Genomic DNA, 15,514 nt, shown 5'->3' with positions numbered 1-15,514 from the left:
ATGCAATTTTCTTCATTGGTATTAATGGAAGTAGATAAAGAAACTAATCAATTTGTTAAAGAGCTTGGAAGTTATGAAACTTCTGAAGGGGCAGAATTTGTTACAAAATTAAATTATTCTGGAGAACTGATCAACTTGACGTTTGATACTCATGATGATGTGGAAGAGTGGCAATTTACAGCAATTTATGATTGTTTTAATGAAGAAATTTTTAGGTCTAAAGGTTATTCTATTGAAGCAGTAGATGATGAGTATAACCCAACTTGGTTAGTTAAGTTCAAATATTCTGACGAGCATATGATTGTTAGGGAAGATTTAATCAAAATTTGTGAATTAATAAAGCAAGAACTTAAAGAAGTTTTTATTAAAATTAAAGAAAAAGAAGAAGAGTACAAATAGAGATTGTATACGTAGAAGATGCTATATGGAAAATAAACTAGGGAACCTATTAAATTTTATGAAATAGATTTGTTGAAATGCAATAACATTGCGGTGCAGTCAATAATATAAAAAATATAAATTTGAGTAGGAGTAAAATATGAAAGAAAAAAATATAAAAACCATTATAACTGGTTTTACTCAGCAAAATGGATATTTTTTAGAGGAAATAATAAGTAAGAATAACAATTTGAATATGTGGACAGTGAGCAAAGATATAGGTGGAGAGTCGTATCGGTTAATATTTATGATGTCGCTTAGCCTGCATCAATTAATACAATATGACATTCCAGATGACAAAAACAATATATATATACTATTTTCTAATGATGAAATCAATAAGGAAGAAGTTTCAAAAGAGATTGCAATAAATAATTTATTAGAAAAATCCTTAATTAGAGTGAATGTTTTGGAGAAAAAAGTGAATTATTCTGGAAATGTAAATTCACAAGTGGTTCAAGATTTAGCTTCCGTAATGAATAATACAAATTTACATAGTGATAGTGAAAAAACAAGTGCAAGAGATAGACCTTGGGTTACTATGGTAATTATAGCTATAAATGTAATGATGTATATAGTTACAGCTTATTTGAGTTATGTTTATGCTAAAGGTAGCATATTTAATAGTGACATCAAAATTCTAATTTTACTAGGTGCGAAAGTTAATGGGCTAATTGCACGAGGCCAGTATTTTAGACTCATTTCTTGTATGTTTTTACATGGCGGACTTGTGCATTTAGGGGTCAATATGTATTCACTTTATGCCATTGGGGCAATGGTTGAGAGGGTTTATGGAAAGATAAAGTATATTGCTATTTATTTTGTTTCTGGAATATGTGCATCAATGCTTAGTTATATCTTTTCAACAAGTGTTTCTATTGGTGCCTCTGGTGCAATCTTTGGACTACTCGGGGCAGTGCTTATTTTCGCAATTAAGTCTAAAGGAAAAACTGGAAATGATTTTATAAGAAGTATTTTATCGGTTATATTTATAAATATATTTATAGGAGTTACTCTACCAAACATTGATAATTTTGGTCATATAGGTGGACTACTTGGTGGCATAATTACATCATTTCTGATTAGTTTTAGAGCCGAAATCTAATAGTCACCATTAAATAAACAGACCCCCGAAGATTTAACTTCGAGGGTCTTAAAAACTTTAGGCAACTCCATTATTATGTCTATCTCTGATAATATTAATTAAATCCTCATGATCTATAGTTTCCTTCTCAATTAATAAAGCAGTCATAGCCTCTAAAGTTTCTTTATCGCCTAATAGGATATTTTTAACATCTTCATATAGTTCTGAGATTAAATTTTTACATTCTGAAAGTACTGCTTCTTGATTCGTAAAGCCTGAGTCTTTTAATTGGTTCATAGTAAGTAGTCCTAAAGATTCACCCATACCATATTCTGTTATCATATTTGTTACAAGCTGTGTACTCCTTTGTAAATCATTATAAGCACCTGTGGTTACATGGTCTGATCCAAAGATAATTTCTTCAGCAGCCCTACCACCTAAAAGTACCATTATTTTTTTCTTTAAATGTTCCTTGTTCTGGTATAGCGTGTCTTCAGGAATACTTAAAGTATAGCCGCCTGCACCTTTGGTAGTTGGAATTATAGTTACTTTAGAGACTTTATCCTTAGGTAACATCTTAAGTGAAACAAAAGCATGTCCTGCTTCATGGAAAGCGGTAATTTTTCTATCCTTGTCTTTAATGTAATCCCTATCAACTTTTTCATAACCAGCTAGCATTATTGAATAAGCTTTATCTAAATGTTCATTTCCAATAAACACAGAATTGTCTTTGCATGCAATAATAGCAGCTTCATTAGTTAAGTTCTCTAGCTTTGCACCTGAAAAAGATGAAGTTTTATGTGCCCATTCACTATAATCTATATCTTTAATAGGTTTATTTTTAAGGTGAAGTTTTAAGATTTTCTCTCTGGCAGATACATCAGGCAAAGTAACTTCAATATGCCTATCAAAACGTCCAGGTCTTAGTAGAGCTTCATCTAACATATCAAGCCTGTTGGTTGCTGCAATTATAATTATGCCCTCTGTTTCATTAAAACCAGACATCTCAGTTAAAAGAGCGTTAAGTGTTTGATCTTTTTCGTCAGAGCCCCCGCCGCGTCCGTTATCCCTTTTTTTACCAATAGCGTCGATTTCATCAATAAAGATAACTGCTCTGCCATGACTTCTTGCTTTCTTGAATAAGCTTCTAATTCTCCCAGCTCCAACCCCTACATATATCTGAACGAAATCAGAACCGGATACCGCATAAAATGGAACGTTTGCTTCTCCTGCTACGGCTTTTGCAAGTAAGGTTTTACCAGTTCCAGGGTCTCCATATAAAATTACTCCTTTTGGCATTCTAGCACCATATGCGGAATATTTTTCAGGGTTTTTAAGGAAATCCACTACATCCTGTACACTATCTTTAGCCTCATCATTACCTGCTAAACTATCAAAGTTAAAACCTATATCCTTTACTGCGGTAACATCAAGATTCGTAGATGAGAACATACTTTTAGATTTTATCTTTGTATGTTTGAAGGACATAATTCCAAGTGCTATAAGTGAAAGCACAAATCCTGCAATTGATGCTATTTCAGCAGGATTTGTTAGAGTTTGCTCAGAAACATCTATACCATTCTTTAATAAACCTTCTTTGAAATTATTAGTTCTTGGATTATCAGTTTCATAAACAGTGCCATCTTTAAGTTTAACTTGAATTTTAGGAGCGGTTGTTACGTATACAGTTGAGACAGTCCTTAACGAGGCATCTTTAAGAAAATCGGTATATTGTTTATTTGTAGGTGGTTTAAAGGGATTACTCACAAAAACAAGTAATACTAACGAGCAAATTGCGGTGATAACAGGAAGTAAAATATATTTGTTCTTAAGTTTAATCATATGATAGAAGCGAGAAACCACTATGCTGGTTAAAGCGACCGTGGAATCGCCTCATTCACCATCCTTTCGAGTAAGGCACATTCAAATAAACAATAAGTCAGTATAGGGGCCTATACTGGGCTAGTACATTTATTTGAATGTGCCTAATATTTTTTTCCTTGTTTCTAATATTTAAATGGTATACTAATATATCTGTTATAGTAGTTTGTGAATTTCAAATGTTATACAAAATTGTATTGAAGAAATATCAACTTATAATGGCTATTATAATATTTTTATGAGGCCTTGTCCATTGAACCTAATAGAATTTGGAAATGTAAATAATGTAAAAATTTTTTTGATAAAATCATTATTTGTTGTATACTTTATTTAAGGTTTAACACTTAGGATAGATTTAAAAAAGGAGAACAGATAAAATGGGAAAGAAAGTTTATGCAATAAAGGAAGGATTTAATTTTAGTACTAATAAAAAGATAGTGAATAAAATAGTTGGCACTTGGGCAGAGTGCTTAAAATATGTAAAAGGTGTAAAAGGTGCTAAATATAAGAGTTTTGAGGATATAAATGAAGCTAAAAAGTTCTTAAGTGGGGTAGGAGATGTATTAAAAAAAATAGATAATAATTATCCGGAAAATTGCCTTCATATTTATGTTGATGGCAGCTACAATTCTGCCACGGAGGAGTATAGTTATGGAATGGTAGCTACGCGGAATGATGTAGTTATACATATAGAGAGCGGTGCAGGGAAAAGCGATACAGCAAAAAATATAAGACAAATAGCAGGAGAACTAGAAGGTGCATTAAAAGGTATGCAGTATGCTCAGAACAAAGGTGAAAAGAAAGTAGTAATATTTCATGATTATGTAGGGATTTGTTACCATGCTACAGGATTTTGGGATAGAAAAGAAGAATCATCAAAAAAATATTATGAGAAAATGCAAGAATTAATGAGTAGTGGAATAGAAGTTATATTTGTTAAGGTGGATAGTCACACGGGAGATTTATTTAATGAGCTTGTTGATGAAAAATGCAAAGAAAGGTTAGGTATAAAATCAGATAAAGTTGTAGAAAAATGGTTACTTAAAAATATTATAAATGTAGCAAGTGACGTTGTAAAACAAGAAATTCTAAAAATAGCGAGCAATGGAGAGTCGAACATAATTGTTATAAATTCTAATGATGAGAAAAGTAAAGAAGAAATTAAGGTAGATGGGTTTAGCAATATTCTTAGTGAATATATCTTAAATCCAGAAGATGTAAGGTCGGTAATAGATAATCTAAGTAGTTCCGATAAAACAAATTTTATTACTTATTTATTAGATAAAATTAAAAAAACACAAATATAATATGAATATGGGGGAGGAATACATTGGGAAATATTTTTAATAGCAGAATAATAGAACCATATTTCTATTGTAGTGGGAGTATTTTAACAGAGGTTAATCAAGGGTTTCTTGATTTTACAGGATATTCATTGGATGAATTGTTAGGTAAATCACTTATAGAAATAGGGGAAATGCTTAAAATCAATTCACAAATATTTCTTGATAGTATAATCAGTGAGTACTCGGGATATATATTCACAAAATCCCTCAGTGCAAGAGAAGTAAATATATCTCTTTTTCATGATACCGAGGCAAATATAAAAAAATATACTTTTGTTGAGGAATTAAATTCTAGACTTGATGAAAAACTCATTTTTGTAGAACAAATATTTGTAGATGAGATATCGGGCGCAGCTGTTTACAGTTTGCCCGATTTAATACTGCTTAGAGCAAATCAGACGTATCTTAATCTTTTAGATTCACCTTTTAATAAAGAAGAAAATAGTATAGGTAGATCTATTAAGGAAATTCTAACAGGGTTTGCAGGAAGTCAAGTTGAAGCTATTTGGAATAATGTTCTTGTTTCGCAAAAGACCAGATATATAAATGAAGTCAGATTTGATGAGTTTGCACGAGGTACAACTTATTGGGAATCTACGCAAATGCCTATATATGAAAACAGAAAGATGAAATACAGATTTGTAACCGCTAATGATATTACTGAAAGGGTTTTAAAAAATAAAAGTATAAAACGACAAAACAAGATATTAGAACAGCAAAAGGAGAAGTTAGAACAATTAGAACAACAGAATATACAGTTAATTAGCGTAATTGAAAATTTATCTGAGGGAGTAATGTTTGCAGATAATAAAGGTGAAGTTATAATGGTGAATGCAGAAGCGAAGAGGTTAGTTTGTCAATCAGACATAGGAATTACCCTAGGCGATGCTTATAAAAACACTAAAGCATTTGATATGAAAGGCAAGGAGATACCATTTGAAAATTTTCCTTCAGTTAGAGCATTAAGAGGCGAAAGAATAAAAAATATTAAGATATTCGTATGCCATCCTAATAAAGAGTATTTTGCTGAAATTAGTTCAATTCCAATTTATAATGCGAGTGGAGAGTTAACTATGATAGTATCATGCTTTCATGATATTACTGAAACAATTAAACAATCTAGAAAAATTGAAGAACAGAAAAAGGAATTAGAAGCTATCATAGAAAATATATCTGATTCTATTGCTATTTTTGACAATAAAGAACGATATGTATTAATTAACAAAGCATCGAGGGAAATGTTTTTCCAATCTTATAATTGCATGGAAAATATAGTTGATGGGTATAAAACATCTGAGTTTTATGATGCTTTTGGAGAAAAAATTGAGACTGAAAATATTCCATCTCATAGAGTTATGAGGGGTGAAAAATTTAAAAACATGAGACTTATAGTAAAGTCTCCTTATAAAACATTACAATTAGATGTTAGTGGAACGCCTATATATGACCTCGAAGGGGAATTTACTTTAGGTGTGATTTGCAGCAAAGATATGACAACCTATTTAAAGCATGAAGAAGCTATAAGAAGCCGATATGAATTTTTGAACAGAATGGTAAATACTTTTGATTTACCTCTTGTCAGATTATCATGTCCTGATTTAAAGATTGTGGATATTAATAAAAAGGCATTTAGTATAATTAAGTTGCTCAGACCTACCGTTAAATCAATGGAGCAAATAAAAAATAATGGGATTGAAGGGTTATTTAAAACATTAGAGACAAGAGAATATTACCAGTGTATTGGTGAAGTGTTAAAAGAAAAGAAAATTAAGTATTTGAATAAAAAAAATCTTTTAATAAATGGGAACGAAGTATATTGGAATATCATTTTTGAACCCATGATTGAATTAAATGGAGAGGTCAGAGAAATATTAATTTTAATAATAGATGTTACTAATGAAATAAAATCTAATATGATCATGGAAAAAGCATTGAAATTACAGGGAGAATTTCTTGTTAACATATCACATGAGCTTAAAACACCTCTAAATGTTATATTTGCAACAGCTCAGTTATTTAATATGTATTGCAATAGTGGGTCCCTGGACGAGAAAAAGGATTCAATTATTAAATACATTGAATCAATTAAGCAAAATTCCTATAGATTATCTAAAATTATTAATAACATAGTTGATTTATCAAAAATTGAAGCAGGATTCTTTAAACTAAATCTATCAAATAACAATATAGTTGAAGTTGTAGAAGAAATAGTTATGTCTGTAACTGCACTAACTGAAAGTAAAGGATTAAATATTATTTTCGATACGGATATAGAAGAAAAAATTATTGCTTGTGATACAGAAAAGGTAGAAAGAATAGCATTGAATCTTATATCAAATGCGATAAAATTTTCAGATGAAGGTGATGAAATATTTGTGGACATTAAGGATATGAACGAGTATGTAGAAATATCAGTGAGGGATAATGGTATTGGTATTGAAGAAGAGCACTTGGATATGATATTTGATAGATTTAAGCAGGTAGATAAATCGCTATCAAGAAATGCAGAAGGTACAGGTATTGGCTTAAGTTTGGTTAAGTCGATTGTAGGATTACATGGTGGCAATATATATGTTGAAAGTAAATTTGGCAAAGGAAGTAAGTTTACAGTTTTGCTTCCTTCAAAAAAGGTACTTCATGAAAATATGATATATAGTAGCAATGTGAGAAGTAAAAACGAAAGTATACAAGTTGAACTGTCAGATATTTATTCGTAATGTCGTTATACTTTGTGAAAATTTATAAAAACTTTAAGTTATGACATTAATATTTGTGAATTATTAGCTTTTTTAATGTCAGATATAAAGATAAAGTTTAAAAAAAAGAGATTAATTATTTGAAAAATGCACATCCTATAAAGAGTAAATAAACTAAAGAAGGAAAGGATGTGTAACTTATGCATAATAAATTTATATCAACAATTACAGCAGGGGCAATAATTGGAGTAGCAGCAGGTGTAATGCTAATTCCTAATATGGACAGGAGCACAAAAAGAAGAGCTAAAAAAGCTGGTAAAGTGGTAATGAATATGGCAGGAGATATGTATGATAACGTGAAGGATTATATTTTATAAACATAATTAGAAAACTCCAAACTATATTAATAAATATATAGTTTGGAGTTTTTAATTGAGATCATCATTACGAATTAAAATTCCAAAATATACAAATAAATGTATAGTTTACAATTTTTAATTTTATTAATGAGAATCAAAGAATTGTTCATAAAATTTTAATTTTATAGGTAAACTATGTTATAATTGAATTAAAATTGTCTAAGATTGTTTAAATTAATAATATTTTATATATATTACCATGTTGTAAAGGAAGAGTGATTATGGAAATATTGTCTTTAGGAGAAAAGATAAAGAGGAAAAGAAAAAATTTCAATATGACATTAAAGGATCTTGCAGGAAGCAGAATAACTCCTGGACAAATTAGTTTGGTTGAATCTGGGAAGTCTAACCCCAGCATGGATTTATTAGAATATTTGGCAAATGCCTTAAATACATCTGTTGAATATCTAATGGAATCGGAAGAGGCTCAAGCTGAGAAAATATGTTTATTTTATGAAAATATTGCTGAAGCACTTATTCTAAATAGTGACTTAATACAAGCGGAGCAAAATATCGAAAAATCTATATGTTATTCTGAAAAATATAAATTGGAATATAGAAAAGCCAGAAATTTATCATTAAGAGGGGATATATATATGGCTAGGGAAGAGGTCGCATCAGCTCAACAGGCTTTCATTTCCTCAAATGTTATATTCATCAAAAATAACTCTTATGAAGAAATAATTGGAACTTTTCTGAAGCTTGGGAAAATAACACTTGAACTTAGGGGTTATCAGTCAGCTTCGAGTTATTTTAAGCAAGCCGAAAAGGTTTTTACGGATAACCAGATTGGAAATGATTTTTTATTAGGTGAAATATATTATTACATAGGGTTTACTTATTTCAAATTAGAAAATATAGAAAAGGCTATAGAATATTCATATTTAGCTCAAGAAAAGTTTAAGCAAATAGATAATAAGAAAGAATACGCTAATTCACTTTTATTATTAGCACATGAATATAATAAAAAAGGCGATATTAAGAATGCTATAAAATATTCAGAGATTACTTTAAAAGTTTTTTATGAAATTAACAATTTAAGTTATGTGTCAGATATAGAAAACAATTTAGGAAGATTATTCTATGAGTTTGAAAACATGGAAGAATCATTTATACATTTAAATAAAGCTAAGGAAATAAGGCAAAAGACTAATGACTTAAAGTTAATAGATACCTTAGTAAATATTTGTGAAAATTATATTAAGCTTAAGTATGTAAATGAAGCTAAGGAAGCTTTAGATCGTATTATAGAATATATAGAAGATGGAAATTATAAAGAGTTATGCCATTACTATTTATTAAAATATAGGGTCGATTTATTAGAAGACAATAAGAATGAAGCAGAAAACACTTTAGTACAAGCACTAAATTTTGTGAAAGAACAAGGGCAAATAAAGGAAGCCGCTGAGATATCTATAATGATTGGAAAGTTCTATATTGAAGGCGGTAGAGGTACGGACGCAGCTAAATACCTAAACGAAGGTGTAGAGTTATTTAAAAAACTAGGAATAATTAAGTAGTTTAACGACATTTCAGAAGGAAAGTCTCCCTCTTCTATAAGAGGGGGTTACGGACTATAACAAAGAAAAAACTTTAGTGGGAATATAAATCTCCTTCTGAAGTCGTTGATATTGCAGCACCGCAGGTGATGATTTAACGACATTTCAGAAGATGATTTAAGTAAAGCTATTTTATGGTTAGCTTCATAAATTAGTTATTTGACTTGTGGATGGGTGATGAGGATGGAAATATTATCAACGGGAGAAAAAATAAAAAGGACTAGAATATACAAAGGATATACCTTGAGAGAAATATGCGATGACAAGATCTCAGTGTCTAAAATGAGCTGTATAGAAAATAACAAGGTCATGGCGGAACGTTGGGTACTTGAACTGATTAGTAATAAATTGGACATAGATCTTGAATATTTAAATGAAAATGTGTTTGATCAAATTGAGGAAAACATTAAGGAGTTGAAACAGAATGACATGAATGTCATTCATGTAAATGATACAAATGATATCAATGATGATGCATTTGAAGCTAAAGTATCTTATAATTTGAAGTTTGCTGAAAAATATAATTACTATGATTTAGCAATTGAACTAATACATATGTTGTTTAATTTTTACTTAGATAAAAAAGACTTTGAGAAGACTCAATTAATTACTTCAAAATATTATGATTTACACCTAAAAACATCAATAGAGGATAATCAATTAACTTACTATATAGACATGGCAAGACGCTTATATATAAAAGAAGATTATCTTCAAGCCTCGAGCTATTATTGTAATGTGAGAAAAGGGTTAAAAGCGAGCAAGACGCCTAATTATAAAAAAATAATAACGGTAACTTATAGTGAGGCTGCCTGTAACATTATGCTTGGAAATTTTGAACGCGCTTATCATGTGGGAATAAGATTATTAGATTTACTTAAGCACGTGGATACAGAATTTAAAGCGGCCGAGATATATCATATGTTGGCTATGCTATCTATAAGAGTGAACAATGGTAAGTTCCAAGAATATGAAAAAAAGTCGTATAAGCTGTATAAAGATGAAAATTCTAGTAAGGCAATAGCTATTTTTAATTATGGATCCACAATGTTCGACTGTAATATGAAAGATAGAGCAGTTGAATATATCAATAAGGGTTTAAGCGTATATCCTAGGGGCGATAAGAGAGGACTAGTTAGCTTTATGCTAGATATCGTTAAAGAGCTTATTAAAAATGACGTAATAGAGTTCGCACAGTCTATTTCGGATGAAGTGTTAAACTATGCAATTAATTTAGATGATATTAAATTAATTGAAAAAAGCTATTATTATAAAGCTATTATTCTTGACAGACAAGGAAAGGCATCTAATGCAGAGATGTATATGAACTTGTCTTTAGATTCATTATTGAAATTCGGTGCGAAGCAAAATATATATTCGCGTTACTTAGAAATGGGAAGTATGTATCATAAACTTGGTAATGTAGCTGATTCTATAAAGTATTTCAGTTTAGCGGTCCAATTAGAAAAAAAGATGTAGGTTTGGAATTATCCAAGTCCTACATCTTTTTTTATTTTATTTAGAAGTTTCTCTATTTATTATAAATTGTTTAGCTTTAATTTCTAAACTATCATCTAAAGAAGTTAAGGCTACTTCATTATATTTATTAGTTAATGCTAGTGTAAGTATTCTGTCTGCGAGCTCAGGATTTTTAGATAAAAGGGAGCCATGGAAATAAGTACAGAATGTATTTTTGTAAACGCAGCCCTCATAACCGTCTTCTCCGTTGTTGCCATAGCCAACTTCAACTGTGCCAAGTGGCTTTAAGTTGTTAATGTAGGTTCTTCCAGAATGATTTTCAAAGCCTACGTAGGTTTCATCAAAAGCTTCATTATGAATAACTGTGTTGCCTATGAAACGTTTATCTCCGCCTTCAGTGTAAATATCTAAAATACCAAGACCCTCAAGCTGCACGCCCTCAGGAGTAGTATAATATTTACCAAGCAATTGATATCCACCACAAATGGCTAAAAACACTTTTCCACTTTGTATATATTCTTCTATAGCAGATTTTTTGAATTCTATTAAATCAGGGGAAACTATGGCCTGCTCATAATCTTGTCCTCCACCAAAAAATACAATATCATAATCCTCTACTTTGAAAATATCGCCCATAGATATATTAACAATGGTTACTTTAATGCCACGCAGTTCAGCTCTATGTTTCAATATTAAAATATTTCCTACATCCCCATAAACATTCAATAAATCAGGATATAAATGACAAATGTTAATTTCCATAATATTCACCTTCTAATTTAAATTTTTTATATTACCAAATTTTATCTATGTATCCTTTAGCGTGTAAAGATTTTCTTAAATTTATCATGGCAGTATAGGTAGCTAGTATATAAACTATTTCACCATCGCAAGCTTTGATTTGATGTAGTAAGGACTCTTCGTCTTTGCATAAGAGGAAGGATTCTGAGGTAAAACCTGCTACTTTAAGTCTTATGGCCATATCATACAAACGTATTCCTGATATCATAATTTTGTTAATATTAAGGCTAGTTAGACGTTCAAAATTAACATCCCAAATCCATGAAACATCTTTTCCATCAGCATAATTGTCATTTAGCAGAAGCGATAAATTTATTTTCCGTTTATCAAGATTAATAGTGTTTACTGCTTCATCATAGCCAGCTGGATTTTTAACTAATATTATTTTAACCTCTTTGCCTTCAATATTAAGGGTTTCTTGTCTGCCAAAGCTACTAGCTACTGTTTTAAGAGAGTGCTCTATAGAGGTATCTTCAAGGCCAAGTAACTTAGCTACGGAATATGCACATAGGGCATTATAAATATTATAAGTACCTGGTTGGTTTATGTAATACTCTTTATTATTAATATGAACAGTGGAACCACTGGTGTTTAAATCAACAATTTTATCCACAGAGTATGTAAGCTTTGGACGTTTATATCCACAACCGCTGCAATAGAAGTCCCCTAGATGGTTGTAGGTAATAAAATTATATTCATAAGGAGATTTGCAGATTGTGCAAAATTTAGCATCAGCATTGATATCTACAATGTTGTTATCATTAACTTTAGTACCGAAACCATAGTATACAATATCATTTTTGAGGTTTAAGTTTCCGAATAAAGATTCGTCCCCATTAAGAAGAAGTGTCGCTGTGGGAACTTTTTCTACACCTTCTAGTATCTTCTTGAGCGTAGTATACACCTCACCATATCTGTCCAGTTGATCTCTGAATAAATTGGTAACAGTAATTATACGCGGAGATATATATTCAGTTACAAACTTTACATTGGCTTCATCTACTTCTATAACAGCTATTTTTTTCTCGCAAGACTTTTTAAAAGAATAATTTGAAATAAAACACGCAACTATTCCTGTATACATATTTGCTCCAGTATTGTTAGTAATTACTTGCTTATTGCTATCTTTTACGATGCTGTAAATCATGCTTGTTGTTGTGGTTTTTCCATTTGTACCGGTTATGAGTATAACCTCATAATTATTAGTAATTGTTTTTAAAATATTTTTATCAAGCTTTAAGGCAATTTTGCCGGGGAAATTTGTGCCACCTTGAAATAAAAATTTTGATAATTTCATAATGGACTTTGAAACTAATATACTGAGTAACGACTGAATTTTAATGTTGAACACATCCTTTAATTGTACTTATGCACTTAGTTATTATTATTATTATTATTGACATTTATATAGAAAAACTCATCACTTATTTTAACCTGAATCTTTGGAGAGGTTACTTAATCTACTTAGTAAATTTAGCTTAGCATCGCCATTTAGAGGCGTTGGGCAATAGTCATTTGTATAATTCATAAAAAAGTCAGTAGTAAAGATGAATAGCTTATTTCATTTTTTCTGTTAATTATTCTTATAGGTGATCCTTTTAAGAAAATGCCTCAACCCCACCATTGTTAAATAAATAATTATATATTTAAGCCAATATATAATTATAACATATTTGCATAAATCTCTAACATATTAATGTAACTCAAAATTAAATAATTTGGATTTTTAGTTATGCATTTATTAGAATATAACTATAACACACAAAACGTTAGATTTAACGACATTTCAGAAGGAAAGTTTCAAACCTCTTTAAGTGGGGGTTCCATACTGTAACAAATACTGTTAGTAACAGAAGCCGAAAACATTTTTTTATATTAATAAGATTTAGTTATTTATAACAATAATAAATTACTATAATGAAGGAATTTATGCATAAAAAGCATCGAAGGAATTTTTTTCAATTTTTATCTTGCATTTTTGTTGGAATGTTGTACTATATTATTATAGTAACTAATTTTATAGGCAGGTTAAATATACTAATTATTTTTAAAATTATTAGATATGGAAATAATGATATTATGTAATTGGGGGTAACATTGTGGTTTGTTTAAAAAACTTGAATTATTTAAATATAAGAACATCAAAAAAAATATACAGGAATTTACCTGTATCCGATCTAGTAAGTTTTGCGCTGCAAAGAGAAGAAGGCACTTTATCAGAATCAGGTGCATTGGTTGTAAACACAGGAAAATATACAGGCAGATCGCCTAAGGATAGATTTATAGTTTCACAAGAAAGTGTTGAAGAATTAATAAATTGGGGCGATATAAATTTACCAATTGAAGAGGGGATTTTTGAAAATTTGTATAGTCAAGTGTGTAAATATTTAAGTGATAAAGATATATTTGTGTTTGATGGTTATGTTGGTGCTATGGAAGAATATAGACTACCTATTAGAGTAGTAAATGAATTTGCATCAGAGGCATTGCTTTCTAATCAATTATTTAGAAGACCAGATAAAACAATGCTTGAGTATCATAAGGCTGAATTCACGGTAATTGCGGCTCCGGGATTTAAAGCAAAAGGAGCAGAAGATGGAGTAAATTCTGAAGCTTTTATTATAATAAATTTTGATAAGAAAATTGTTTTAATTGGTGGAACACAGTATGCAGGAGAAATTAAAAAATCAATTTTTTCAATAATGAATTTTTTATTACCTGGAAAAGGCGTATTCCCAATGCACTGTTCTTCCAATATAGGTAAAAATGGAGACACAGCAGTATTCTTTGGCCTTTCAGGTACAGGAAAAACCACATTGTCGGCAGATCCAGAAAGAAAGCTTATCGGAGATGATGAACATGGTTGGTGTGATAAAGGAGTATTTAACTTTGAAGGTGGATGCTATGCCAAAACTATAAAATTAGATAAAAATAATGAAAGTGAAATTTACTCAGCATTAAAATTTGGTGCATTGCTTGAAAATGTCGTGCTTGATGATAATAATATGCCTAACTATGATGATGATAGCTTAACAGAGAATACCAGAGGCGCATATCCTATAGAATATATCGAAAATGCAGAACTAAGTGGAATTGGTGGACAACCAAGCACTATAATATTTTTAACAGCAGATGCTTTTGGAGTTCTTCCACCAATTTCAAAACTTTCAAAAGAAGCTGCAATGTATCATTTTATTTCGGGATATACAAGTAAGCTTGCGGGTACAGAGCGTGGGATTACAGAACCGAAAGCGACTTTTTCATCTTGCTTTGGAGAAGCTTTTATGCTAATGAACCCTTCAGTTTATGCAAAGCTTTTAGGTGAGAGAATAGACAAATATGACACTGAGGTGTTTTTGGTAAATACAGGTTGGATTGGCGGAGAATATGGGGTAGGTTCAAGAATGAAACTATCATATACGAAAGCTATGGTAAAAGCTGCTCTTGAAGGTAAGCTTAAGGATGTTGAGTATAAAGAACATCCAATATTTAAAGTAGATATACCGGTGGCGGTGCCAAATGTTCCAACAAAAATGTTGAATCCACAAAATACATGGGGAGATAAAGAAAATTATGTTTTAAAAGCTAAAGAATTAGCATTCAAATTTGCTGAGAACTTTAGCAAATTTAAAGGAGTTGCAGAAAACATAAAAAAAGCTGGACCTATATATAAATAATATAAAAACCCGACGGCTAGAAGCATTATAATCCGACGGGTTTTTATGTGATTTTTTGTGTAAATATGATATACTCATTAAATATATGAGTATCTATAGGTATTTTGAATAAGGAGGAATAATGAAAGAATGGT

The 15,514-nt window shown here is 30.4% G+C and carries 11 protein-coding genes; 8 read left to right on the top strand and 3 right to left on the bottom strand.

Annotation, left to right across the window (positions count from 1 at the left end; genetic code table 11):
• Together KTC92_RS08845 and KTC92_RS08840 are read left to right on the top strand one after the other, a co-directional pair.
• Positions 1 to 399: a DUF6762 family protein gene (locus KTC92_RS08845; protein WP_216302742.1), complete on the top strand. Its 399-nt coding sequence runs from the start codon at positions 1 to 3 to the stop codon at positions 397 to 399.
• A 139-nt stretch (positions 400 to 538) separates the two neighbouring features.
• Entirely contained in the window at positions 539 to 1,543 is a 1,005-nt protein-coding gene (locus KTC92_RS08840; RefSeq protein WP_216302743.1) for a rhomboid family intramembrane serine protease, read from the top strand.
• Positions 1,544 to 1,600: 57 nt separating this feature from the next.
• Here the strand turns inward: KTC92_RS08840 and KTC92_RS08835 are convergent, their stop codons facing one another.
• Complete coding sequence (locus tag KTC92_RS08835) at positions 1,601 to 3,364, bottom strand: ATP-dependent metallopeptidase FtsH/Yme1/Tma family protein (RefSeq protein ID WP_220286436.1); 1,764 nt, start codon at positions 3,362 to 3,364, stop codon at positions 1,601 to 1,603.
• Between the two features lie 416 nt (positions 3,365 to 3,780).
• Between KTC92_RS08835 and KTC92_RS08830 the strand changes: the two genes are divergently transcribed.
• From KTC92_RS08830 to KTC92_RS08810, 5 genes are all read left to right on the top strand, one after another.
• Positions 3,781 to 4,710: a viroplasmin family protein gene (locus KTC92_RS08830; RefSeq protein WP_220286435.1), complete on the top strand. Its 930-nt coding sequence runs from the start codon at positions 3,781 to 3,783 to the stop codon at positions 4,708 to 4,710.
• Positions 4,711 to 4,733: 23 nt separating this feature from the next.
• A complete protein-coding gene (locus tag KTC92_RS08825) occupies positions 4,734 to 7,466 on the top strand; it encodes an ATP-binding protein (protein ID WP_220286434.1) in 2,733 nt (910 codons plus the stop codon).
• Between the two features lie 179 nt (positions 7,467 to 7,645).
• Positions 7,646 to 7,822 (top strand): YtxH domain-containing protein, encoded by a 177-nt coding sequence (locus KTC92_RS08820; protein WP_165411508.1) that lies wholly within the window; start codon positions 7,646 to 7,648, stop codon positions 7,820 to 7,822.
• 263 nt (positions 7,823 to 8,085) lie between these two features.
• Positions 8,086 to 9,384, top strand: coding sequence for a helix-turn-helix transcriptional regulator (locus tag KTC92_RS08815; RefSeq protein WP_165411509.1), 1,299 nt, complete (start codon positions 8,086 to 8,088; stop codon positions 9,382 to 9,384).
• 222 nt (positions 9,385 to 9,606) lie between these two features.
• Positions 9,607 to 10,902 (top strand): helix-turn-helix domain-containing protein, encoded by a 1,296-nt coding sequence (locus tag KTC92_RS08810; protein ID WP_220286433.1) that lies wholly within the window; start codon positions 9,607 to 9,609, stop codon positions 10,900 to 10,902.
• A gap of 36 nt (positions 10,903 to 10,938) precedes the next feature.
• On the opposite strand, the gene KTC92_RS08805 is transcribed toward KTC92_RS08810, so the two are convergent.
• Positions 10,939 to 11,664 (bottom strand): type 1 glutamine amidotransferase, encoded by a 726-nt coding sequence (locus tag KTC92_RS08805; RefSeq protein ID WP_165411511.1) that lies wholly within the window; start codon positions 11,662 to 11,664, stop codon positions 10,939 to 10,941.
• A gap of 31 nt (positions 11,665 to 11,695) precedes the next feature.
• On the bottom strand, positions 11,696 to 13,054 hold the full coding sequence (locus tag KTC92_RS08800; RefSeq protein ID WP_220286432.1) for a Mur ligase family protein: 1,359 nt from the start codon (positions 13,052 to 13,054) through the stop codon (positions 11,696 to 11,698).
• Positions 13,055 to 13,802: 748 nt separating this feature from the next.
• On the opposite strand from KTC92_RS08800, the gene pckA reads away from it, so the two are divergent.
• Positions 13,803 to 15,380 (top strand): phosphoenolpyruvate carboxykinase (ATP), encoded by a 1,578-nt coding sequence (pckA, locus tag KTC92_RS08795; protein ID WP_216302750.1) that lies wholly within the window; start codon positions 13,803 to 13,805, stop codon positions 15,378 to 15,380.
• Positions 15,381 to 15,514: the final 134 nt, after the last annotated feature.

This window comes from Clostridium sp. CM027 (assembly GCF_024730565.1).
GTDB classification, from domain to species: Bacteria; Bacillota; Clostridia; order Clostridiales; family Clostridiaceae; genus Clostridium_AD; species Clostridium_AD estertheticum_B.
The sequence above is the reverse complement of the archived record's forward strand: the minus strand, read 5'-3'. Positions and strand labels throughout refer to the sequence as shown.